Here is a 23981-nt window from a genome sequence, read left to right on the forward strand (position 1 = left end):
GCACAGCATGCAACATGTGACAAGGGAGGCTTAGGCCTCCCTTGTCATTTCTAGCTACCCGCACAATTGCTGCAGTCATGTCCGATTACGCCGCTACGCGGCTAATCGAACTTACACCGGATTGTCGATATCGATAAAGGTCACATCCAACCCCTGCACGGTCGCCAGCCACTCTCCCAACGCCTTGACGCCGTAACGCTCGGTGGCGTGGTGGCCAGCGGCGTAGAAGTGCATCCCCATCTCGCGGGCGGTGTGAATGGTCTGCTCGGAGGCTTCGCCGGAGATGAAGGCATCGATCCCCTGCTCCGCCGCCAGATTGATATAGCTCTGGCCACCGCCAGTGCACCAGGCTACGGAGCGGATAAGCTCGGGGCCTGTGTCACCACAATAAAGGGGTTCACGACCGAGCCGTTCGGCGATGAGCGTTGCAAAATCGCGACCGCTCATCGGCTCTTCCAGCTTGCCCACCATGGCGACGCTCTTGCTGTTCCAGGGCTCCAGGCCACGGCGCACCTTGATGTCCAGCAGCTTGGCAAGCTGGGCGTTGTTACCCACCTCGGGATGCACATCCAGCGGTAGATGATAGGCAAACAGGTTGATGTCGTGAGTGAGCAGGGTCTTGAGGCGACGCTGCTTCATGCCGGTGATCTGGGCCGGCTCGCCGCTCCAGAAGTAACCGTGATGGACCAGAATGGCATCGGCGTCGAGGGCCACGGCCGCATCGATCAGCGCCTGACTGGCGGTGACGCCGGTCACCACCTTGCGAATGCGTGCGCGCCCTTCCACCTGCAACCCATTGGGGCAGTAATCCTTGATGGCGTGGGGTTCAAGTAGATGGTTGAGTACGGTTTCGAGTTTTCGATGAGAGATCATAGGGGTCCCTTATAAAGGCTCGGTCCCCTGCATCAACGATACAGCAGGGGCCAGGCTCAAACGCCAAGGACCCCATGATAATCGAGCAAAGCCGCCAAGACCATGACAGTTCCCTGGCAGGCCATGCTCACCCAGCACTCAGGCGGGCAGATCGATCCCCGCCTCTCGCATCTGGGCAAGCTTGTAGCGCAGGGTGCGCGGGCTGATGCCGAGCCGGTCGGCCACCGCCTTGCGGCTGCCGTTACAGTCTTGCAAGGTATCGAGGATGATCTGGTGCTCCTGCTGCTTGAGCTCGCTGCCCAGATGCTCGCTCCCGCAGCTGCGATCGCCGCCGGTGAAGCGGATCGCTTCCTCGTCCACCTCTTCCAGGATCAGGTGCTCGCAGCCGATGAGTCCATCCGGGCTCAGGATCAGGGCACGCTGCACCACGTTGTCCAGCTCACGCACATTGCCGGGCCAGGGGTGAGCCAACAGGCGTTCGCACGCTTCATCCGCCAGCTGCGGCGTCGGCAACCCTTGCTGACAGGCATGCAGCGCCAGCAGGTGTTCCGCCAGCGGTAATATGTCGCCGGGCCGCTCCCAGAGCGAGGTCCAACGCAAGGGGAAGACGTTGAGACGGTAGTAGAGATCCTCGCGGAACAGGCCGTCCTGTACCGCCTTCTTGAGATCCCGGTTGCTGGTGGCGATGACCCGCACATCGAGGGGGATCATCTTGCGGCTGCCGAGTCGCTCCACCTCTTTCTCCTGCAAGACCCGCAGCAGCTTGGCCTGCAGCCCCAGATCCATCTCGGTGATCTCATCGAGCAGCAAGGTGCCGCCCTGGGCCTGTTCGAACTTGCCGGGGCACCCCTGCACGGCGCCGGTAAAGGCCCCCTTCTCATAACCGAACAGGGTTGCCTCCAGCATGTTTTCCGGGATGGCGGCGCAGTTGATGGCGACGAAGGTCTGTTCGGCGCGGCTGGAGTTGTCATGAATGTAGCGGGCCAGCACCTCTTTCCCCGTTCCGCTCGGGCCTGTCACCATGACTGTGGCTTCGCTGCGCGCTACCCGGGTCGCCAGCTGGAACAGCTCGGCGGTCTTGGGATCCCCGTACACCACGGCGCGCTTTTCCACCTTCTGGGCCGGCACATAACGGCTGACCTGGTTGAGCAGCACCTCGGGCGAAAACGGCTTGGCGAGGTAGTCGATGGCGCCTTCGCGCATGGCGCGCACGGCACCGTCTATATTGGCGTAGGCGGTCATCAAGAGCACCGGCACCTGGGGATATTGCTGGCGAATGTTCGCCAGCAGGGTCAGGCCATCCATGCCTCCCATCTGGATATCAGAGATCACCATGTCAAAGCTCTGGCGCGATAACGCCAGCAGGGCGCGCTCGCCGCTGTCTGCTTCACGGCACTCGTAGCCGCCGAGCAACAGGGTATCCACCAGCGCTTCGCGCAGGCCATTGTCATCTTCCACGACCAGAATACGAGCCTGAGTCATGCGACACCTCCAAGCTGCACCGCTTGCTGATGCAGGGGGAACGACAGGGTAAAGCAAGTGCCTTCAGCAGGCACTGAGGCCACACTGACCTCCCCCTGATGGGCACGTACCACGGATTGCACCACAGCGAGACCCAGGCCTGTGCCCTGGGAGCGGGTGGTGAAGAAGGGTTCGAAAATCTGGTTGAGCAGGTGGGCGGGCATCCCTTTGCCATTGTCGAGAATACGCATCTCCACCCGGGCGCCACTGCGCGCCGCACTCACCAACAGCGAGGTGGCACCCGCCTGCTGGGCGTTGGCGATCAGGTTGTTGATGGCCCCCGCCAGCGCATTGCTGTTGGCGAGCAGGCAGAGGTCCGGCTCGGGCGCGTCTATATGCAGCTCACAGCCCTGCTGGTTGCAAAATGCCTCGGCGCCGGCCTGCACCTCGGCCAGTAATCCCTGGACCGAAATGGGTGTCACCACCTGATTGTCACCGTTGCGGGCGAACAGCAGTATGTCGTTGATCTGTTTTTCCAGGTCTTGCAACCTGGCCATCAGCTTTTGTTGGAACTGGCTGCGCGACTCGGGCTTGAGGGTGCGGTTGGCCAGATTGGCCGCATAGAGCATGGCGGCGGAGAGCGGTGTGCGGATCTGGTGTGCCAGCGAGGCGGCCATGTTGCCCAAGGCAGACAGCCGCTTCATGTGGTTGACTCTGTCCTGCAGTTTGCGGGTTTCGGTCAGATCCGTGATGAATACCAACTGGCCGGGTTGATCCGGCAGCGGCTGGGTCGAGAGCTGCACCCGACGCCCATCGCGCAGGGAGATCTCGTGACCGTCATCCTCACGGGGCTGGAAGCAGCGAGCGATGATCTGGCGCCAGGCCTGACCCTCCAGCGGCTCCCCCAGCAGCGCCAGGGCGGCGGGGTTGGCACGGGTGATGCGACCCTCGCCATCGAGCAGCAATACACCGGTCGGCAGTGCCGTGAAGATGGCGTAGAGCTGGCTCACCTCGTGAGACTGGAGTGGGTTGACTTGCTGCTGGGCTGTCATAAAGCTGACCTCAAACTGGCTATTGGGTCAGGTTATTCAATTTCCATGCCACTAAAATTATGGTTAAAAATCAACTCGTTGAACAAAGGCGTCAAGGCTTTGACCCTTATGCTTCCTTGCTCATCCCGTATTTTTTCATCTTCTCCACCAGGGTGGTACGACGCATGCTGAGCAAGTCAGCGGCGCGGGCCACCACCCCATCCTGGGACTCCAGGGCCTGACGGATCAGCTCTACCTCGAGGTCGGCCAGCATCTCCTTGAGATTGACCCCCTCCTCTGGCAGCTGCATGGCACGGGAGTGACTTGCACTGAGATCCAGCGCCTGGGGATCCTGGAACACGGCGGCCAATGCGTCGCGCTCGTCCATCTCGGTCAGCCGCTCATCTCTTGGCTCGCACGGCAGCAGGCGATAGCGGCTCGGCAAATCGGCCACATCGACTATCTGCTGCGGGTAGAGGATCAGCAGTCGCTCCAGCAGGTTGGAGAGCTCGCGCACATTGCCGGGCCAAGGGTACTGCATCAGGGACTCCAGCGCCCGCTGGGTCAGGCGAATCATACCCTGATGCTGCTCGGTATGGCGGTTGAGCAGCTCCTGCAGCAACAAGGGAATGTCGTCGACCCGATCCCGCAACGGTGGTGTCTCTATGGGGAAGACATTAAGGCGATAGTAGAGATCTTCCCGAAAGCCCTGGGTGCGGATCATGGCCTCCAGATCCCGGTGGGTGGCCGCGATGATGCGCACGTCCGCCTGAATGGGCTTACCGCCACCCACCCGATCGAACAGCCGCTCCTGCAACACCCGCAATAACTTGACCTGCATCGGCAAGGGCATGTCGCCGATCTCGTCAAGGAAGAGCGTGCCGCCCTGAGCCAGCTCGAAACGGCCCCGGCGGGCGGCGATGGCGCCGGTGAAGGCGCCTTTCTCATGGCCAAACAGCTCGCTTTCCAGCAATTCGGCCGGAATGGCGCCACAGTTGATGGGCACGAAGGGGCCCCCACTGCGGGGAGAAAGTTCGTGAATGGCGCGGGCTACCACCTCCTTGCCGGTCCCGGATTCCCCCAGGATCAACACGTTGGCTTCGGTCTCTGCCACCTGGCTGATGAGACGGCGCACTTCCTGAATGCCTCGCCCCTTGCCCACCAGCAGACGCAGCAGCGCCTGGCCCTTGTCGTGAGTCTGCTGACGGGGATGCAGGGAGACAAACGCCTGACAGAAGTGCAGATGGCGAGTGAGGGATTCGTAGGTGAAGGGGGCCTCGGCGACACCGATGAAATTACTGTTGGGGAAATCAGCCTCTACCAGGGACAGGAAGGGCACGCGAAGGAAGCTGGCCAGCAGCTCATCCAGCGAACGGCTGGTCAAGGCTCCCGCCAGCACCCCTTGCAGCGGACCGGACGACTCGATGGCAACATCCAGCTCGCTCTCGACTATCTCCTGCCACGGGATCCCCATGAACGAAAGCACTGTGCCCAACTGTTGACGCCGCTGCGCATCGGCATCAACAATCAATACTCCCATCGCCATCATATGAATCCCTCTTATTAACGACGTAACTTATTGTTTTATTGTGCTTCTGTGGTCTAGCCACGCACTTTATGCAGGAAGAACAAAGTGCCAAAATTCCGACGTATTGTCAAAAATTGTCGCATTTAACCTCAGTTAATCGACATCACTGCGCAATAAAATAAATTTTGTCGCCTCTTTTTTGATTGGAGGCACAAACAAGATAAAGAGACGGGACTATCGACTACCCGTTCCCGGCCCCATGACAGGGTCGGGAACGACGACAGGGTCAGTGACGGGCGTTCGTGTGGGGCGTGGCGTAGCGGCACTCGGGGAAGCGACTGCAAGCCATGAACAGGCGTCCGGCATGAGGCCCTTTTTTGGCCTCCCGTTCGACCAGCGGGGCATCGCAGCGAGGGCAATGAGGTGCCTGGTGCGAGTGATCCTTTTCTTCGTCATCCACCTCGGCAAACAGGTTGTCCACCAACTCGCTGTCTGTGGCAGAGACCAAGGCACTCCTGACCGGGGCCGTAACGGTCGACATGCTCGAGGAACCGGAAGACGAGCGTCCACCATGACGGGTCTCTTCCGTGTCGACGCCATCGAGCAACAGGGGGCTGAAGGTCGGCTCGCGGCGCTCGCCCGGCATCAGATCATCGGCCAGCGGTGCGGTCGTCTTGTTCAGCAGCGGCAGGATCAGATCCCGCACCGCCTCTACCTCATAGTGGCTGCTTGCCGGGATTTGCAGCAGCGGCAAACCGGCGCTGTCGCACGCGGCCTTGAGGAAGCTGTCCCTGGCTCTGCGCTTCTGCTGGCGGTGGGAACTGTCATCGAGTTCGATGGCACAGATAAAGGAGAGATCAGCCGGATGGCAGAGCAGGTAATCCAGATGCTTGGCGCTGATCTTGTTGAACGCCTGCTGCCACTTGCTCTTGCCCATGCCCGCCTCCGGGATCAGTACATCGGCCACCCGCACCTTGGCAAACACCCGGGCCTTGTCACCGACCGCGAGATCCAGCACGCCGAGGAAGGCGCGCTCGGCCGGACTAAACAGGGTCTCCTGCACATCATAGGGCAACGGCTTGCCTTTCTTGCCTCGGGTCCAGAAGACCACCAGCAGGAGCAGCACCAACAACACCAATCCCGATACGACAAGGGTATTCATGAGCGCACTATCCAGTTCACAAAACAAAAGAGGGGTATCACTCTACCACAGGGGCCCAGTGGCAGGCAGCGCTGAAACATAGCCCCCTCCCGAATCTGCGTTTTTCACCCTGTTTACGCCGGGCAGGGCTTCATATGGCCTGTCACAGCAGGCACAATGCTACAGAAACCCAATTCCAAGGAGAGCAGGATGCAAAAGCAATTGGTCGTGACCGTGATAGGCACAGACAAACCCGGCATAGTCGAAAGTCTGGCGGATGTCATCACTCGGCAGCAGGGGAACTGGCTGGGCAGCGCCATGAGCGAGCTGGCGGGACAGTTTGCCGGTATCCTCCATGTGACCGTGCCCGAGGAGCACTACCGCAGCCTGTGCGAAGCGCTGGCCCTGCTGCCCGGCCTCACCATCAGCTTTGCCGAAGGGACACCCACCGCCGAACCGTCCCATCAGGTGATGATGACGGTGACCGGCAACGACCGCCCCGGTATCGTCCGTGAAATGGCCAGCATATTGCGCCAGCTCAACATCAACGTGTCCGACCTCACCACGGGTTGCGAACCGGCTCCCCACTCCGGCGCCCCGCTCTTCTATGCCCATGCCCTGGTGGCCCTGCCGCCCCAGCTCGAACTCGACGATCTGATCACCGCGCTGGAGTCGCTCTCCGACGATCTGATGGTCGACATAGACCAGGCGTTCGCCGACTGAGCGGATGGTCATCACCCTGTCATATTTTCACGCCATTACTGCCGCGCAGACGCGACCTGACCACGGAGGCATCACATGAGCACCGACAAGCAGTATGAAGAGAAAGAGCTGAGCTGGCTCTCATTCAATGAACGGGTGTTGCAAGAGGCAATGGACAAGACGGTGCCCCTCATAGAGCGGGTCCGTTTCTTGGGGATCTTCTCCTCCAATCAGGATGAGTTCTTCAAGGTACGGGTGTCGGACGTCAAGCGCCGCATCCTGATCAACGAAGTGCACGGCGGCGAGGACGATGCCAAGGTGTTGCTACGCGCCATCCAGCAGAAAGTGATGGCGCTCGGCGAAGCGTTCGACAACACCTACAAGGAGCTGTTGATAGCGCTCGCCCGTCACAACATCTTTCTGGTCAACGAGAGCCAGATCTCCGAGTCTATCCAACAGTGGCTGCGGGTCTTTTTCAGGGAGAAGGTGCTGCGCCACATCATCCCGATCCTGCTCAACAAGGAGGTCAACCCGGTCAAGTTCCTCAAGGACGAGCACACCTATCTGGCCATAGAAATGAAGAAGAATGGCCAGGTGATCCAGTACGCCCTGGTGGAAGTACCGACCGACGATCTGCCCCGCTTCTTCCAGCTGCCGCCGGAAGGCACTCGCCGCAAGAAGCAGATCATCATACTGGACAACGTCATCCGCTTCTGTCTCGACGAGATCTTCAAGGGCTTCTTCGACTACGACGAGATAGCTGCCTATGCGGTCAAACTGACCCGGGATGCCGAATATGATCTCTCCGACCAGCTGGACCTCAGTCTGGTGGACAAGATGAGTGACGGTTTGAAGCAGCGCCTCACCGCCATGCCGGTACGCTTCGTCTACGAGCGGGAGATGCCCGCCGCCATGATAAGCTTCCTCAAGCTCAAACTGCAGATCAGCTCCTACGACGCCATCATGCCGGGCGGGCGCTATCACAACTTCAAGGATTTCATCGGCTTCCCCAACGTAGGCCGAGATTATCTGGAAAACCCCAAGCTACCTGCCCTCGATTGCCGCGATTTTGACGGTTTCGTCAACGCCTTCGATGCGATTACCAAGCAGGATATTCTGCTCTACTACCCGTATCACAAGTTCCACCACTTCACCGAGCTGGTGCGTCAGGCGGCGTTCGATCCGGCAGTGAGCGCCATTCGCATCAATATCTACCGGGTCGCCAAGAAGTCGCGCATCATCCACTCCCTCATCGATGCCGCCAACAACGGCAAGAAGGTGACCGTCGTCGTCGAGCTGCGCGCCCGTTTCGACGAGGCGGCCAACATCGACTGGGCCAACATTCTCACCGATGCCGGAGTCAAGGTGGTGTTCGGGGTGCCGAGCCTCAAGATCCACTCCAAGCTCTGCCTCATCACTCGCCACGAACATGGCGAGGCGGTGCGCTACGCCCATATCGGTACCGGCAACTTCAACGAGAAGACGGCGAAGATCTACACCGACTTCTCCCTGCTGACCCGCCACCCGGACATCACCGCCGAGGTGGAGGGCGTGTTCGAATACATCGAGTACCCCTATCGGCGCTACAAGTTCAACCACCTGCTGGTCTCCCCCATCAACAGCCGCCGTCAGCTCTATCGACTCATCGATAACGAGCTCTCCAACGCCAAGGCGGGCCAACCCAGCGGCATCACCCTCAAGATCAACAATCTGGTGGACAAGGATCTCATCAACCGGCTCTATGCCGCCGGCCAGGCCGGGGTGCCGATCCAGATGATCATCCGTGGTATGTGCGCCCTGCGCCCGGGTGTGCCGGGCCTCAGTGACAACATCAAGGTGATAAGCATCATAGACCGCTTCCTCGAGCACCCCCGGGTCATGGTGTTCCACAACAAGGGCAACCCCCAGCTCTATATCTCCAGCGCCGACTGGATGAGCCGCAACATCGACGGCCGGATCGAGGTGGGAACCCCCATCTATGATGAGCGCCTCAAGCAGCGCATCATGGACATTCTCGAACTACAACTGAGTGATACCTGCAAGGCACGGGTGATCGATGCCGACCAGCAGAATGCGTATGTGAAGCGGGGCAACCGCCGCAAGATCCGCTCTCAGGTGGCGATTTACGACTATCTCAAACGTATCGAGTCAAACAATGGACAATAGTCTCTATGCCGCCGTGGATCTCGGATCCAACAGTTTTCACATGGTGATCGCCCACCTGAGCGAAGGACGCTTTCGCATCGTCGATCGCATCAAGGAGCGGGTCCGTCTGGCCGAGGGGATGGATGAGCAGAAGCGGATGAGCCCAGAGGCGATGGCCCGCGGCCTTACCTGCCTGTCGCTGTTTGCCGAGCGCCTCACCAATATCAGGCCGGATCAGATCCGCATTGCCGGTACCTATACCCTGCGCCGCGCCAGCAACGCCCGCGAATTCGTGAGCGAGGCAGCCAAGGTGCTCAACCACCCCATCGAAATTATCAGTGGTCAGGAAGAGGCGCGCCTCATCTATCAGGGCGTTGCCCATACCCAGCATATCGAAGGCCAGGTGCTGGTGGTGGATATCGGCGGTGGCAGCACTGAGCTCATCATAGGGGAAGGCTTCGATCACAAGGCCCTCACCAGCCGCAAGATGGGCTGTGTCAGCTTGACCCAGCGCTTCTTTGCCAACGGCAAGCTGAACGAAAAGGCCTTCCACAGCGCCGTGCTGGAGACCCAGCATCAGCTCGCCCCCATCATCAACCAGTATCGCAAGCTGGGCTGGCAGAGTTGCCTTGGCAGCTCCGGCTCGATTCGAGCCGTGCGCGACGTGCTGCAAGGAGAAGGCTGGACCGATGGCGCCATCACGCTGGCGGGGCTGGAGCGGCTAAAGCAGGAGATGCTCGACCACAAGCGGGTCGATCAGTTGAAGCTCGCTGGCCTGACCGAGGAGCGCAAGGGGGTGTTTGCCGCCGCGGTGACCATACTGCTTGGGCTTTTTACCTCCCTGCCCATTGAACGGATGGAGTATTCGGACGGTGCCCTGCGCGAAGGGCTGCTGTATGAATTCGAGGAGCGCTTGCAGCACCACGACATTCGCGAGCGTACCGCGCTGGCCCTCTCCACCCACTATCACATCGACAAGCGCCAGGCCAACCGGGTCGAGCAGAGTGTGTTGGCCCTGTTCGATGCCCTTAGCGGCCCCTGGCAAATGCCGGAGGAGCCCTATCGCGCGATCCTCGGCTGGGCGGCGCGACTGCACGAGATTGGGCTGGTCATCAACTACAGCGGCATCCAGCGCCACTCCGCCTATATATTGCAGAACACGGATTTGCCCGGCTTCACCCAGGACGATCAGGCCCTGCTGGCAGCCCTGGTAAGGTTTCAGCGCAAGGGGCTCAAGCTCTCCGAGCTCCCTCCCCTGCCCAACCATGACACGCAAACTGTGCTGCGTTGCATTCGTATCCTGCGCCTCGCCGTGGCGGCGCACCACAGGCGTCAGGACAATTTGTTGCCAAAATGGAACGTGCAAGCAGCCGAAGATCAGCTGGTGGTCACCCTGCCGATCGATTGGTGCGACGAGAACCGCCTGCTGATGCAGAACCTGGAGAAAGAGCACCGTTATTGCCAGGAGCAAGGCTGGCCGCTGCTGTTTCAGCTGAGCTGACCCGCCTCTTTGGCAGGCAGACAGGCAAAAAGGCAGCCCAGGCTGCCTTTTTGCTATTTGACTCATCCGCGTCAGGTGCGGGTTACTGCAACTCGGGCAGCAACCACTTGGCCATCTCGAAGTAGATGATGAGACCGGTACCATCCACCAGGGTGGCGATGAAGGGGGCGGACACCACTGCAGGGTCGATGCCAAAGCGGCGCAGCACCATGGGGATAATGGATGCAACTGTGGCGCTCCACAGCACGATGGCGATGATGGTAAAGGTCACCACCATGCCAATCTCGGGGCCGACGCCCAGACTCCATGCCCGCACCCAGGCCGCCATGGCAATGGCCCCCGAGATAAGCAGACCGGTGGAGAGCTCCTTTTTCAGCACAGTGCCAAGGTTGCGCAGACTCACCTCACCGACTGCCATGGCGCGCACTATGGTGGTGGTGATCTGGGTGCCACTGTTACCGCCAGTACCGATGAGCAACGGGATAAAGAAGGCCAACGCGATGGCGGCTTCCAGCTGCTCTTCGAACGCCCGCAGCACTGTGCCGGTATAGGCCTCCGCCACAAACAGGATGAGCAGCCAGCCCACCCGTTTACGCCACAGTTGCCAGGGGGTCGCCTGCAGATAGGGAGTATCGAGCGGCGAGGAACCACCCTGCATCTCGGCATCCTCTGTGGATTCAAGCTCCAGGATGTCGGCGGCATCATCCACATGGAAGATACCCACCAGCTTGCCCTGCTCCTCCACCGGCAAGGTCGAGATGTCACGGTCGATCAGCAGGCGTGCCGCCAGCTCCTGATCCGCCCGGGCGTTGATGCGCACCGTATCCCTGTCCATCAGCTCGCTGACCGGCAGCAGAGGATCCGCTATCAACAAGGATTTGAGCGCTATGCTGCCGAGCAGACGATGCTCGGTGTTGACCACGTAGAGGTGCTGGAATAACTGGGCGTTGTCCCAGGCATCGTGGATCAGCTGCTTGGCACTGCCCACCGTATCCTGATCGCCGATGGCCAAAAATTCATGGCGCATATTGGCTCCAACCGATTCGGTCGGCCAGTCGAGCAGTGAGTAGAAGGTGGACTGCACCGGCTCCGGAAAGCGGGAGAGCAGCATGGTGCGATCGCTACTACCGAGCCGACGCAGTATGTCCAGCATGTCGCGCCGGGGCATGGCCCCTTGCAACAGACCGACTATGCTGGCGTGCAACCGCATCAGCAGACGTCCGGCACACTCGGCCGACAACGAGTTGAGTAGCGCCACCCCCTCGACAATGGGCAGGGTATCGAAGATGCAGTTGAGCTCTTCCGGACGCAGGGTCAGCAGTTGATCGGCACGCTGAACCGGATCCAGATTATTCTCCAGCCAGCCCTGCAGGGCGGCCAGATCGAGCAGTTGATGACGATTGAGTAGAGTCTGTGTTTTCTTCATCACAAATGATCTCATGTGATTTCAGGCAGGGCCTGAGCGCGATCGGATATCCGGTCGCTGTCTGAAAGAAAACAGCAATTTGATTGACGAGTAATAGGCAGGAAATGACGCCGTCCGGCGTGTCATCATCCCCACGTACCAGCTTTAGCACTGTATAACGTATCCGGCATGCCGGAAGCCACTTGGGTTTACACCTTAATCCGATGAAAACTGTCCTGAGCTTGGGCGTCTCTCGACGTCGTGAGATCAGTGGCCTTTGTTTATACAGGAGCCTCGCCTAACGAGATGCTGCAAAAAAATCAGCACAACCCTCTGTTGTGCGGGCCGCATGATTATCGAATGCGCAGTGTGAGTCAACCCGACAGTGAGGGTTAAATAGCCCATTGCAACAGCTTGTTACAATTGGAGAAAAAAGAGGATTTAAACGAGGATATATCATGGCTGGGCAAACAAGATCTGGATGCCCCCTGTTCATCGCGTCCCGAAATGCGCTGAACAGCGGGGGAAAATATCAACGAATATAGTCAAACAGGGTCAGCTTGCTTATTTTGCTGAAGGAGAGCTGGGAGGCACTCAAGGCTGCATCCTCTTTGGACAATGCAGCAATGACCTCATACAAGTCAGCCTCGGAAACCTTGGCCCTGACCTGCTGATTGAGGGTACTCAGACCCTCGTTCGAACCCAGTACCTGCTCCAGGCTGTTCAACCTGCCGCCAATTTCACCCAGCCCCTTATCGACATTCAGTCGGGCATTTTTCATGTGGGCAGTGGCATCCGCTACCTTCACCTGAAAATCGTCTGCCGACATAGTGGGATCACGCAAAGCCGTAATGAAATCGGACATACCATCCAGAATGTTGTTGTTCTGGGGCGAGTCCAGCACAAAGTTTTGCGCGGCGCCCCCTGCGGGCAGATCCAGGGTCAACTCCAGACCATTGAAGGGGATCTGGTTACCTGCCACATAGTCACCGCTTTGCAGCAGGGCGCCGCCGCTATCCCTTATCTCATAGGTATCAGGAGCCCCCGCCGCTGTGGTCACCGTGTATTGGTTGCTGGCCAGGGCGGGGTCAAAGTTGATGCGATGAAAGTTGTCGAAGTTACCCTGATCGGCCACCCTGACCTGAATATTGGCGCTGCCCGCACTGCTGGTCCTGCGGGTTGGCACCATTTCAAACAGATTGAAGCCGGAATCATTGGCCGCGATTTGCACCGTCGGAGAGACCTGGATATTGCGCTGGCCTGTATCCCCCTGAAAGACGTAATTGCCGCTGGCATCCTTGATGAAGGGCTGGGTCTTGCTCTGGTTGCCACCAAAAATGAATTCGCCCTGGGAGTTCTTGCTGTTCATCAGATCGAACATCTGCTTTTGCAAGCCTTCCAGCTCGCTGGCGATCGCCTTGCGATCATCTGACTCCACCGCCGAGTTGTTGGCCTTCTGGATCAGGGTCTGGGCACTGGTCATGGCGTTATTGAGCGCGGTCAGCACTGTCTCTGCATGGCCCAGGCTGTTCTCAAGCAAGCTGCCATTCACGCCATACTGCTTGAACAGATCTATCTCCTTGGTCAGTGCCATCTTCTGGCTCATGCCGGAGGGATCTTCTCCCGACGTCTTGAATTTATCTCCACTCTGCAGCTGTTCATAAGCCGTGCTCAATCTTTCATTGGCGTTATTCAGGGAGGAGATATTCCGGTTATAAACCATGTTGGTGGTAATACGCATGAACTTACCTCACTGATGACAACAGGGTGTCGAAGATGGTCTTGGCCGTACTGACCACCTGGGCCGATGCCGCATAAGACTGCTGGAAACGGATCAGATTGGCCGCCTCTTCCTCGAGGCTTACACCGGAGACGCTCTCGAAAATATTGGTACTCTGGGTCAATTTTGCCTCGTTGGCCTTGAGCAGCGTCTTGGCCTGGCTGGTGCTGATACCCACCCCGGTCACCAGACCGGAATAGGCCTCGTTGAAGGTCATCTTGTCATTGCTTGTGCCGGTATTAGTGCTCTTGCGCACCAGATCCTTGTTCTGCAGCTCAGCCAGCGCCAAGCCATTGGCGTTATCGGCAAAACCATTTTTGTTATAGCTCAGGGTGAAGCTGTCGTTGGCGGCTACCGAGCCGGTAATGCTGAACTCGTAGCCGGGAGTCTGGGTCGGGTTCGCATACACCTTGGGTCCTCCCAGCGGGCTCTCGATGGCAGCCATCAGGTTCTGGCCCTTGCTGGAAGCCGGCGCGACCCCGAGGAGGTTGTTGTTCCCGTCATAGACCTTGTAGTTACCGCTGTCGTCGACTTTCACCACCTGGGGTGCAGTCGGATCCAGGGTGTTGGTACCAAAACCCGAGCCCGTGCTGGTGTTGAAAATGCCGTTGAACTTGATCTCGGCAGAGCCGTTGTTGTTCTTGTTCTTGTCCGCCTTGAGGGGGGATGCCAGCGCCAGATCCTCGGGACGGGTGACAAGCTGCCCCAAGCTGGCGGCGGCCCGCTTGGTCGGCTGCAGCAGGATGCGATCCCCTGCCGCCGGCGTGCCGGACAGATCAATCTCGATACCATGGCCCGGGAGCTGAAACTTGGCCGGGGGCGTGGTACCGGTCGCCAGCGAGGTACGATTGCCATCCTTGTCGAGGGAGAACACCTCATAACCTGTGGCGCTGCTGAACTGTATCTCGTAATCGAAGGTGGTTACTTCACTGCCTTTACCAGGCACGAAATTGACCTTGGCAGCACCTGTGCCTGTGTTTTTTTCATAAGGCAGGCCATCGCTGACACCAAGGGAGAAGAGATCCCCCCCCAACTCGTTATCCAGATCCATGCCCAGCCGGTTCTGCTGGTTCATGGCATCGGCCATGGCCGCGGCCAACTGACCCAGTTCGCGCTTGGCCGGCTCCAGATCACGACGAGCGGAGAACAAGCCCCCCACGCCGCCACCAATGCTGCTCTCGTTAATGCGGGTCTTGTTGGTCCCCGCGATCAGCTGCAGCTCGGATTCGCGGGGATCAGGATCACCCGGCACGACGCTGAACTGGGCCACCCCGCTATTGAGCACCAGGGAGTGACCCGTGCTCATATTGATCAGCACGCTGCCATTGGCCTGGGGCACGGTGCGGATCTCCATCTTCTCGGAAAGCTGGCGGATGGCTTCATCCCGCTGATCGGACAGCATCAGGTTCTCTTCCGGCGAGCCCTGAGTACGGATGATGGCCTGGTTCAGATCGTTGATGCTGTTGATGAGGCCATTCACCCGCTGGGTCTCGTCACCTATGGTGGTGTTAATGGTGTCGGTCTGCTTGTCCAGCTGGGACGACAGGGTATGAAAGCGGTTAACCATGCCGCTGAGCTCGCTCAGGGTGATCTTGCGGCCGGCAATATCGGCCGGCGCCTCGTTGGCGGTATGAAACGCCTTGAAATAGGAGGTGATGGCCGTCCCGACGCTGTTGCTGGTGTCCCCCAGCAGGGTATCGGTATTGGAGAGCTGCTCGTAGCGGGTCGCCGAGGCAAAATAGGCTGAGGTGTCACGCCGCACTTCGCCCTGAGCATAGGCATTGATGACCCGCTCGGTCAGCATGTCGCCCGTGCCCAGACCGACGGAACTGGTATAGATCAGGGTTCGTTCACGCACATAGCCCTGGCTATTGACGTTCACTATGTTGTTACTGGTGGTCTGCAGCAGTCGCTGCTGTGCCATCACACCCGAGGTACCAATTCCAAGCAGATCGCTTGCCATGACTTACAGCTCCATTTCTGTGTGGTTGGTAGCGGAGTAGCCGGCAATGGCATCACTGCGCAATACCTGTTTCAGTTTCCTGGCGTACTGGGGATCCGTCGCATATCCGGCCTGTTGCAAGGCCTCGAAGTAACGGTCCGGGCTGTCCACTTTGGTCAGGGCCCCCTTGTAGCGAGACCCCGAGGTCAGGAAATCGACATAGTCGTTGAAGCTCTCCTCGAACGACTCGTAAGAGCGAAACGATGCCTTCTGGCGCGAGGCTACCCCTTGCTCATATTCCAGGGTGTTGACCACCGCCTTGGGGCCTTCCCAACGCGGATCGGCCTTGATGCCGAACAGATTGTGGGTCACCTGCCCTTCTCCGTCCTTGATCACCCGTTTGCCCCAGCCGCTTTCCAGCGCCGCCTGGGCCACCAGCACCGCCGGGCTCAGCCCCAACTTGTCCGCCGCCTTCTTGGCAAGTGGCATCAGGCGATTAACGAACTCTTCCGGGGTTTCAAACACTTGCGCCGTCCTGTCCAGCGCCTTGGCCCCCTGCGCGGGCCCCATGGGGGGAACCGTGCGACGGGGGCGATGCGGCACAGCCAGCGGCTGGGCATCGGCACGCATCTCTTTGTTAGCAAAATCTTTGCCAACTTTTGAGGCGGAGATGAGAACGTTTGGGCCAGAGGTGGGGGGCTGGTAGGGTTTGTAGACCCGTTCGGTACGCTGCGGCATCTTGAGCACACGTCCATCGTGACGGGTAAAGGTCTCGGGTGAGAGTTGCTTGGCCACCATCTCGGCCAGCCCCATCCCTCCCTTGCTGGTCATGTCGGCGACCCGCTGTTCATCCAGCATACCCTCGTAGAACTGGGTGTAGCTGCTGTTCATGGGGTTGTCCTGAGTCAAGGCCTGGTTGGCCTGACGCATGCCCTGAAACAGGGTCTGGGTGAAGATGGACTCGAACTGGCGAGAGGCGGCCATGAGCGCCTCGGCCTTGCCCTCTTTGCTCTGGCTCAGCTGGCGCAGGCGGTCCAGGTTCTTGATATCCTGCACCATCCCCATATTCACGCCGCTGTTGGTGTCAAATTCTGCCATTTTGCTTACCTCATTGCCGCCCGTGGCAACCCCTTGCCGCTTGTTACAGTATGACCAGCTGACCTTCGATAGCGCCCGCCTGTTGCAACGCCTCCAGGATCGCCATCAGATCGCCGGGCGCCACCCCGACCTGATTCACCGCTCTCACCAGATCATCCAGGGTCGCACCGGTATCGAGCTTGAACATGCGTCCCTGCTCCTGCTGCACATTGATGGTGGAGTTGTTGGTCACCACCGTCTGGCCGTCAGAGAGCGGGTTGGGCTGTGACACCTGCTGATTCTCGGCTATGGTCACCGTCAGCCCGCCGTGGCTGATGGCCGCCGGTTTGAGCCGCACCTGACTGCCGATGACAATGGTGCCGGTACGGGAGTTGACGATGATCTTGGCCGCCTCGCTGGCCGGGTCTACTTCCAGATTTTCGATGGTGGCGAGGTAGGAGACTCGCTGCCCCGGATCCCGCGGTGCATAGACCTTGACCGAGGTCGCATCGAGCGCCTGCGCCGTGTTGGGGCCCACCAGATCGTTGACCACGTCCGCCAGCCGGCGGGCCGTGGTGAAATCGGGGCGATTGAGGTTGAAGGTGATGGTATCCCCCTGACTAAAGGAGTTCGGTACCTCCCGCTCCACAGTCGCGCCGTTGGCGATACGGCCCACCGTCGGCGTATTGATCACCACCTTGGAGCCATCGGCCCCTTCAGCGCCCAGCCCCCCCACCACCAGACTGCCTTGCGCCACCGCATAGACACGCCCGTCCAGCCCTTTCATGAAGCTTTGCAGCAGGGTGCCACCCCGCAGGCTCTTGGCCTCGCCGATGGCCGATACCGTCACGTCTATGGTCTGGCCAGGCTTGGCGAACGGAGGCAACTCTGCATGAATAGCCACAGGCGCCACGTCCTTGATCTTGGGCCTGATGTTGTCCGGCACCTTGATACCGAAGTTGTTGAGCATGGTGCGGAAGGTCTGCTCGGTGAAGGCGCTGTTCCTCTCGCCGGTACCGGGCAAGCCAACGACCAGACCGTAGCCTATCAGCTGGTTGTTCCGTACTCCTTCCACCGAGCTGATGTCCTTGATACGGGAGGCGTGGGCCATTCCCAAGGGCATCAGGCAGCAGATCAGGGTCACAAGACGGAGTGACTTCATAACATCTCCTAGAGCGGCCACCAGGGGCCATTGAAAAAGCTGGTAAGCCACCCCTGCTCCTGACTGTTGGCCAGATCGCCGGTACCGCCGTAATGGATGCGGGCATTGGCGACCCGCTGTGACGACACGCTGTTCTCGGCCGTCACATCTTCGGGGCGGATCATGCCGGTGATCCGGATATATTCGTTGCCATTGTTGAGCATGATCCACTTCTCGCCACGCACGAGCAGGTTGCCATTGGGCAACACCTTGGCCACGCTGACCGAGATATTGCCCTGCAGGCTGTTGCTCTGATCCGCCTTGGCCTGCCCCTTGAAAGCGCTGTTCTGGCCCAGGGACGCCGACAGATCATAAGCACCAGCCGTGACCGGGACACCGCCCAGGATGACAGGCTCCATGTTCAGCTTATTGTCCTTGCCGCTCTGGGTATTGGCCTTCTTGGAGGCCGAGGTCGACTCGGCCAGCTCTATGGTGATGATGTCACCCACCCTGTGCGCCTTGATGTCCGAATAGATGCTGTTGGCCTGATCCGGTTGAAAAATGGCACCGGTCGGTCTGACGGAGACAGACTCCGATTCCCCGTATACAGGGGAAAACTCGGGGTCATCCGGCTTGGCGGTGTTGAGGGTACTGCTGCAGCCACCCAGCGCCACCAGCCCCAGCATCCATATGGTTTTCATCATGCACCTCCTACCGATGTGCGCGAGACCAAACATGAGTTCATGGTGTCCACCACCCACTTACGTACGCTGGATCAGGAAGGACATCATGCCGTCCACCGCCGAGAGAACCTTGGAGTTCATCTCGTAGACCCGCTGGGCCTGGATCAGGTTGACCAGCTCTTCAGTCACGTTGACGTTGGACGTTTCCAGCATGCCCTGCTTGATGACGCCGAGCCCGTCCGCTCCGGCAGTTCCTTGAATGGGAGCACCACTGGACTGGGTCTCGACAAACATGTTTTCACCCATGGGTTGCAGGCCAGAGGCGTTGACGAAGTCAGAGGTGTTGATCTGGCCCACCACCTGGGATGCGCCATCCCCCTTGAGCTTGACGGATACCTGACCATCCTCTCCCACTGTCACACTCTCGCTGTTCTCGGGGATCTGGATTTCGGGTTGCAGCGGGTAGCCATTGCCCGGGGTGACGATAGTCCCTTCATCATTGAGGGTGAACTGACCGTTGCGGGTGTAGGCGGCGCTGCCATCAGGCAACTGGATTTCGAAGTAGCCGCGGCCGCTGATCATCAGATCCAGCGAGTTGTCCGTGGTCTGTACGTTGCCCTGGCTATGGTTTTTCTGGGTGGCAACAACCTTGGCACCGGCACCCAGCATCAAGCCGGAAGGGAGCTCGGTATCCGCCGACGAACGGCCACCCGGTTGGTTGATATTTTGGTAAAGCAGATCCTCGAAGATGGCCCGTGACTTTTTGAAGCCCACGGTGCTGGCGTTCGCCAGGTTGTTCGAGGTGACCGCAATGTTGGTCTGCTGTGCATCCAAGCCGGTCTTGCTGATCCAGAGTGCAGGGTTCATTTAAAACTCCTTGATTAGCTGATACGCAGCAGCTGGGTTTGAGCTTCGTCGTTCTCTTCCGCGGTCTTCATTATTTTGACCTGGGTTTCGAACTGACGTTGCAACCGGATAAGGTTGGTCATCTCATCGACCACGTTGACGTTGCTGCCCTCGAGCGAGCCGGCGATGAGGCCGACATTGGCCGAGGCGGCTTCATTCTGGCCATCCTTGCGACGAAATAAACCATCCGGCCCCTTCTCCACCGCATCGGCGGCAGGCTTTACCAGCTTGATACGCTGGAAATCTTCGGGCAAGTTGGCCGCGGCACCTTCGGGACGACCGCTAATGGTGCCATCCCGATTGATCTCGATCTTTTCCATCGGTAACTGCAGCACGATAGGTTGGCCACCATCGTCCACGACATTGAGACCGGTAGAGGTCTGCAGGTTGCCGGTCGCACTCAGCTGCAAGTTGCCCATCCGGGTATAGGCTTCGCCCCCATTGGGATCCTGCACCGCGATCCAGCCCTGACCGTCAACGGCCACGTCAAGATCCCGACCCGTGGTCATCAGCATGCCATGCTGCAGGTTCTGACCCGGCCGCTCCGTCATGGCGAACACCCGGGATGGCAGCCCTTCGCCAAACGCCTGCATGCTACGCGCCTGCTCGAAGTCAGACTTGAAGCCGATAGTGTTGGCATTGGCCAGGTTGTTGCCACGCACAGCCAGGCTGTGCATGTTCTCCTTGGCCCCGGACATGGCGATGTAAAGCAGGTGATCCATGGGATCCTCCGTCAAACTGATGACTCTGGAGAGATAACTGCAATTTGAGTGCCAACACCGGTTCATGAATACAAGGGGGGAGATAAAACAGGAGGGGATACGCTCGAAAAAAGGGCGCCGAGGCGCCCTTGTCATCATGAAGTCACTTAACGGATCTGCAGTATGGTCTGCTGCAATGAACTGTTCACTTCCAGCGAGCGGGAGTTGGCCTGGAAGTTACGCTGGGCCGTGATGAGATTCACCAGCTGGGTGGTCAAGTCCACGTTGGATTGCTCCACCGCTGAAGACTTGATACTGCCCAAGGTACCCGAATTAGGCGTGCCGGGCAGCGCATCACCGGAAAGCAGAGACTGGCGCCAGGAGGTATCACCGACCTGAGTCAGTCCTTGCGAGTTGGCAAACTTTGCCAGCGCAACCATGGCGACTTTTAACGTCGTCGCATTGCTGTAGGTGGCAGAAACAACACCGTCCGGCGTAATCTCCACCTTGGTCAGATGACCAACAGTAGCGCCATCCTGGGTCAGTTTAGTAACATCGAAAGGGGAGTTGAATTGGGTAACGGTACCGAGACGAATTTCCATTGATTGATCGGGATCCGCACCGTTGGTAATAATCCCGGCCCCCGGGGGCCCTCCTAACACTTCGGTTTTGATCGGAGCAACCGGGGTGGTTGTATCCAATTTGCCACCGTTGGTAAACACCATCTTAATGCCAGTGGGAATGGTACCTCCGGGGCTTACCCCACCCGTAATGTTGATAGGCTTGTCACCCTCATATGCGAACATGCTCCAGGTGCCCGGGTTTAGTGGCTGCCCCTGATTAGCCGGGTCCTCATGGCGAACAAAATATTTGGTGATCACATGGGGGGCGCCGAGCGAATCATAGATCGTCACGGATGTTGAGTTTGCAAAGGTTGTTGAGTCCGTGGGTTTAAAATCGGCGGGGTTTGTTGGCTTGGTTTTCGCTTCAATGCTCAAGTTAAAACTGGCTTCCACCAGCGAGGTCATTTTAGGCTGACCCGCCCGATCCGGTATTTGAATTGGCTTGGTGGCGTTGATGCTGACCGCCTTGGGCGTACCATCCGCGTTAATTTCATAGCCTTGCAGATAGTGGCCCTGATTGTTGACCATATAGCTGTTTTCATTGAGCTTGAAGGCCCCAGCCCGAGTATAGGTACGGTCAAGATTGGTCAGGCCGTCAGAGGTGACGAAAAAACCATTGCCCTGGATGGCCAGGTCCAGGGCGTTGTTGGTAAATTGCAACGCCCCCTGATGAAACTGCTGCGCCACCGCCCCCGTTGCCACACCGTTGCCGACCTGTGTTTTGGCATTGACAAAAATCGAGTTGGCGTACACATCCGCAAACTCGGCACGGGACTCTTTAAAGCCCATGGTATTGACGTTTGCAACGTTGTTGGCGGTAACGTTCAGATCTTTTTGTGCCGCGTTGACACCGCTCAAGGCATTGTTAAATGACATATCCAGCTCCTTAGATCGATGCTGTAGGCTTGGTCGTTGGTGGTGTGGTCTGGTTGGAATTGGTACCGGCAATCTCCAGGATATCCCCCAGAGAAATGGCCCCAAGTCCTTTCAATTTAACCAGGGTGGGAGAGGTGCCATTACCCAGGGTGACGCTTTCTACTCGCCCATAGGTCAAGGCCGAAATGCTCTCTGATATGCCGGCCACAGTGCCGGTTGCTTTAATCTGGTACTTGCCCTCTTTGACGGGCTTACCGTCCTGGTCGGTCCCATCCCAGCTGAAAGACACGTTACCCTTATGTTCTCCCTCAAGGGAGAAGGACTTGATAACCTGCCCTTTTTCATCTTCAACTGTGATTTTCACGTTCGACATTGTCTTGTCGCCGACAGCGACCACCCCGGAAATCTCGCCATCTTTTTCCAGATAGCCGGTATTGGAGGGGATCAGTACATTCTGCCCCACCAGAGCAGAGGCCTGCAGCGCCTGGCTGGAGGTCATCAAGGTATTCAGATTGCCCATCTGGGTCGACAGACTCGAGATCCCTTCCGAGGTCGACATCGATGTCATCTGGGACAACATCTGGGCGTTGTCCACCGGCTTGAACGGATCCTGATAAGAGAGCTGCATGGTCAGCAGCTTCAGAAACGACGCCTGATCCAGCTCTTTCTTGGGCGTCGTCGGCGTGCCAGTGGTCTGGGATGTGGTACGGCTGATACCGTTCACATTATTGGTTGTATCTACCATCTGTGCGTACCCCTATCAGGACTTGCCAAGCTGAAGCGTCTGCTGCAGCATCTTCTTGGCAGAATCGGCAACCTGCACATTGGTCTGATAACTGCGTGAGGCGTTGATCATGTCTGCCATCTCTTCCACCATGTTGACGTTGGGCTTGAAAATAAAGCCATCCTTGTCAGCCATGGGGTGGCCCGGGTTGTACTCCTTGAGCAAGGGCGCCTGGCTCTCGACGATCCCCTTCACCTCGACCCCGACGGATGCCTGCTTGTCGGACATGGCTCGATCCAGCTGAGCGGCAAAGATTGGCCGCCTGGCATGGTAAGTATTTTCCACACTGGAGCTGACGCTGTCGGCGTTGGCCATGTTGCTGGCCACCGTGTTGAGTCGAACAGACTGTGCACTCATGGCCGAGCCTGCAATGTCAAAGACCTTGAACAAACTCATTACTGTTCTCCTTTCAGCGCCTTCAGCAGGCCACTGATCTTGCTATTCATAAATTCAAGGGAGGTCTGGTACTCAAGGCTGTTACGCAAAAACTCGCTGCGCTCCTGCTGCACATCTACCGTGTTGCCATCACCGGTGTCGGGCTGCAGGGGATTGCGGTACTGCGTCAGGCCTGGGGCATCCGACTGCAAGGCGAAGTGCTTCTCACTGGTCGTCGCCAGGCCGAACCCCTGCCGATGCTGGGCCCCTTCCAGTGCCTGTGAGAAGTTGATATCCCTGGCCTTGAAACCCGGGGTATCCGCGTTGGCAATGTTGCTGGACAACACCTCTGCACGCTTGGAGCGAACGCTCAGCGCGTATTGATGAATACCAAATGCCTTGTCGAATGAAATTGCCATAGCACACCTCCTGCTTGATAAAGCATTAGCAAGAGGCGTGCCAAAGGGGATTTAAGCGGGGATTATTTGACTTTGTAAATGATACCGGGATTGCAGCGGACCATTTCGAACTTGTCGGTCAGACCGGCCAGTGACTCGGAAGCCCCCAGCATCAGATAACCACCGGGATTGAGACTGCCGGCGAACTGGTTGAGGATCTTGGACTTCACTTCCGGTGCAAAATAGATGAGTACGTTGCGGCAGAAGATGATGTCGAACTTGCCGAGCAGGCTGTAGCTCTCCAGCAGGTTCAGTGGCCGGAAGGTGGTCAATTTTCTGACACGCTCCACCACCCGCATCTTGTTGTCACCATAAGGTTCGAAGAACAGCTTCTTGCGCTCCGGCGACAGGCCTCGGGCCAGCGCCAGGCTGTCGTACACCCCTTCCTTGCACTGGTTGAGCATAGTGCTGGAAATATCTGTGCCCACGATCTGCACGCCACCGGGCAAGGTACCCGGCTTCTTGACCTGCTGCTCCAATGCCGTCATGGCGATGGAATAGGGCTCCTGACCGGATGAGGACGCGGCCGACCAGATCTTGATCGGACGGCCGCTCTTGCCAAGCTCAGGAAAAATCTTGTCCGTCAGCAACTGAAATGGATAAGTATCCCGAAACCACAGGGTTTCGTTGGTAGTCATGGCATCAACCACTGCCATTTTCAGGTCGCGCTCACGCACACTCATTGCTCGCGTAACCAGATCAGACAAACTCTCAATACCAAACTGAGTCATCAAGGGCGAAAGCCGACTCTTGACCAGATACTGTTTGTTGTCACCCAGCACGATCCCGCTCTGTACTGCCAGAAAGTTGCTGAATTGTTTGTATAAGTCGTCCGAAAGTGTCTTCAT

The 23981-nt window shown here is 58.5% G+C and carries 21 protein-coding genes and 1 riboswitch; of the genes, 3 read left to right on the forward strand and 18 right to left on the reverse strand.

Features of this window, described 5'->3' with window-relative positions; all coding sequences use genetic code 11:
- Positions 1-111 precede the first annotated feature (111 nt).
- From GWQ22_RS07770 to GWQ22_RS07790, 5 genes are all read right to left on the reverse strand, one after another.
- The gene (locus GWQ22_RS07770) at positions 112-873 is read right to left on the reverse strand and encodes a Nif3-like dinuclear metal center hexameric protein (RefSeq protein WP_042036465.1); all 762 of its coding nucleotides are present in this window, start codon (positions 871-873) and stop codon (positions 112-114) included.
- A gap of 138 nt (positions 874-1011) precedes the next feature.
- Positions 1012-2355: a sigma-54 dependent transcriptional regulator gene (locus GWQ22_RS07775; protein WP_275929946.1), complete on the reverse strand. Its 1344-nt coding sequence runs from the start codon at positions 2353-2355 to the stop codon at positions 1012-1014.
- A complete protein-coding gene (locus GWQ22_RS07780; protein ID WP_108537396.1) occupies positions 2352-3386 on the reverse strand; it encodes a sensor histidine kinase in 1035 nt (344 codons plus the stop codon). The genes GWQ22_RS07775 and GWQ22_RS07780 overlap by 4 nt, the downstream gene beginning before the upstream one ends.
- 106 nt (positions 3387-3492) lie before the next feature.
- Positions 3493-4914 (reverse strand): sigma-54 dependent transcriptional regulator, encoded by a 1422-nt coding sequence (locus tag GWQ22_RS07785; protein WP_275929947.1) that lies wholly within the window; start codon positions 4912-4914, stop codon positions 3493-3495.
- A gap of 265 nt (positions 4915-5179) precedes the next feature.
- Positions 5180-6055: a DUF2726 domain-containing protein gene (locus GWQ22_RS07790; RefSeq protein ID WP_275929948.1), complete on the reverse strand. Its 876-nt coding sequence runs from the start codon at positions 6053-6055 to the stop codon at positions 5180-5182.
- A 189-nt stretch (positions 6056-6244) separates the two neighbouring features.
- On the opposite strand from GWQ22_RS07790, the gene GWQ22_RS07795 reads away from it, so the two are divergent.
- The 3 genes from GWQ22_RS07795 (at position 6245) to ppx (ending at position 10382) form a co-directional block, all read left to right on the forward strand.
- A complete protein-coding gene (locus tag GWQ22_RS07795) occupies positions 6245-6757 on the forward strand; it encodes an ACT domain-containing protein (protein ID WP_042036456.1) in 513 nt (170 codons plus the stop codon).
- 75 nt (positions 6758-6832) lie between these two features.
- Complete coding sequence (ppk1, locus tag GWQ22_RS07800) at positions 6833-8902, forward strand: polyphosphate kinase 1 (protein WP_042036455.1); 2070 nt, start codon at positions 6833-6835, stop codon at positions 8900-8902.
- Positions 8892-10382, forward strand: a complete 1491-nt coding sequence (gene ppx, locus GWQ22_RS07805; protein WP_275929949.1) for an exopolyphosphatase — start codon at positions 8892-8894, stop codon at positions 10380-10382. The genes ppk1 and ppx overlap by 11 nt, the downstream gene beginning before the upstream one ends.
- 82 nt (positions 10383-10464) lie before the next feature.
- Here the strand turns inward: ppx and mgtE are convergent, their stop codons facing one another.
- The 13 genes from mgtE to GWQ22_RS07870 form a co-directional block, all read right to left on the reverse strand.
- Positions 10465-11808 (reverse strand): magnesium transporter, encoded by a 1344-nt coding sequence (mgtE, locus tag GWQ22_RS07810; protein ID WP_275929950.1) that lies wholly within the window; start codon positions 11806-11808, stop codon positions 10465-10467.
- 122 nt (positions 11809-11930) lie between these two features.
- A riboswitch (M-box (ykoK) riboswitch) is annotated at positions 11931-12100 on the reverse strand.
- A gap of 219 nt (positions 12101-12319) precedes the next feature.
- Complete coding sequence (gene flgL / locus GWQ22_RS07815) at positions 12320-13528, reverse strand: flagellar hook-associated protein FlgL (protein ID WP_275929951.1); 1209 nt, start codon at positions 13526-13528, stop codon at positions 12320-12322.
- Between the two features lie 4 nt (positions 13529-13532).
- On the reverse strand, positions 13533-15530 hold the full coding sequence (locus GWQ22_RS07820) for a flagellar basal body rod C-terminal domain-containing protein (protein ID WP_275929952.1): 1998 nt from the start codon (positions 15528-15530) through the stop codon (positions 13533-13535).
- A 3-nt stretch (positions 15531-15533) separates the two neighbouring features.
- Positions 15534-16607 carry a flagellar assembly peptidoglycan hydrolase FlgJ gene (gene flgJ / locus GWQ22_RS07825; protein WP_275929953.1) on the reverse strand — a complete coding sequence of 358 codons (1074 nt, stop codon included), beginning with the start codon at positions 16605-16607 and terminating at the stop codon, positions 15534-15536.
- Between the two features lie 43 nt (positions 16608-16650).
- On the reverse strand, positions 16651-17748 hold the full coding sequence (locus tag GWQ22_RS07830; RefSeq protein ID WP_042036444.1) for a flagellar basal body P-ring protein FlgI: 1098 nt from the start codon (positions 17746-17748) through the stop codon (positions 16651-16653).
- 8 nt (positions 17749-17756) lie between these two features.
- On the reverse strand, positions 17757-18428 hold the full coding sequence (flgH, locus tag GWQ22_RS07835; RefSeq protein WP_108536316.1) for a flagellar basal body L-ring protein FlgH: 672 nt from the start codon (positions 18426-18428) through the stop codon (positions 17757-17759).
- A gap of 60 nt (positions 18429-18488) precedes the next feature.
- Entirely contained in the window at positions 18489-19277 is a 789-nt protein-coding gene (gene flgG, locus GWQ22_RS07840; RefSeq protein ID WP_042036440.1) for a flagellar basal-body rod protein FlgG, read from the reverse strand.
- Positions 19278-19291: 14 nt separating this feature from the next.
- Positions 19292-20038, reverse strand: coding sequence for a flagellar basal-body rod protein FlgF (flgF, locus tag GWQ22_RS07845; protein WP_275929954.1), 747 nt, complete (start codon positions 20036-20038; stop codon positions 19292-19294).
- 146 nt (positions 20039-20184) lie between these two features.
- On the reverse strand, positions 20185-21516 hold the full coding sequence (gene flgE / locus GWQ22_RS07850) for a flagellar hook protein FlgE (protein WP_275929955.1): 1332 nt from the start codon (positions 21514-21516) through the stop codon (positions 20185-20187).
- 10 nt (positions 21517-21526) lie between these two features.
- Positions 21527-22261 carry a flagellar hook assembly protein FlgD gene (locus GWQ22_RS07855; RefSeq protein ID WP_042036436.1) on the reverse strand — a complete coding sequence of 245 codons (735 nt, stop codon included), beginning with the start codon at positions 22259-22261 and terminating at the stop codon, positions 21527-21529.
- Between the two features lie 15 nt (positions 22262-22276).
- The gene (gene flgC, locus GWQ22_RS07860; protein ID WP_275929956.1) at positions 22277-22696 is read right to left on the reverse strand and encodes a flagellar basal body rod protein FlgC; all 420 of its coding nucleotides are present in this window, start codon (positions 22694-22696) and stop codon (positions 22277-22279) included.
- Positions 22696-23094 carry a flagellar basal body rod protein FlgB gene (gene flgB / locus GWQ22_RS07865; RefSeq protein WP_108537813.1) on the reverse strand — a complete coding sequence of 133 codons (399 nt, stop codon included), beginning with the start codon at positions 23092-23094 and terminating at the stop codon, positions 22696-22698. Before flgB ends, flgC begins: the two co-directional genes overlap by 1 nt.
- Before the next feature lie 62 nt (positions 23095-23156).
- Positions 23157-23981, reverse strand: coding sequence for a protein-glutamate O-methyltransferase (locus GWQ22_RS07870; RefSeq protein WP_042036433.1), 825 nt, complete (start codon positions 23979-23981; stop codon positions 23157-23159).

The organism is Aeromonas sp. 1HA1 (assembly GCF_029237385.1).
Taxonomy (GTDB): Bacteria; Pseudomonadota; Gammaproteobacteria; order Enterobacterales; family Aeromonadaceae; genus Aeromonas; species Aeromonas popoffii.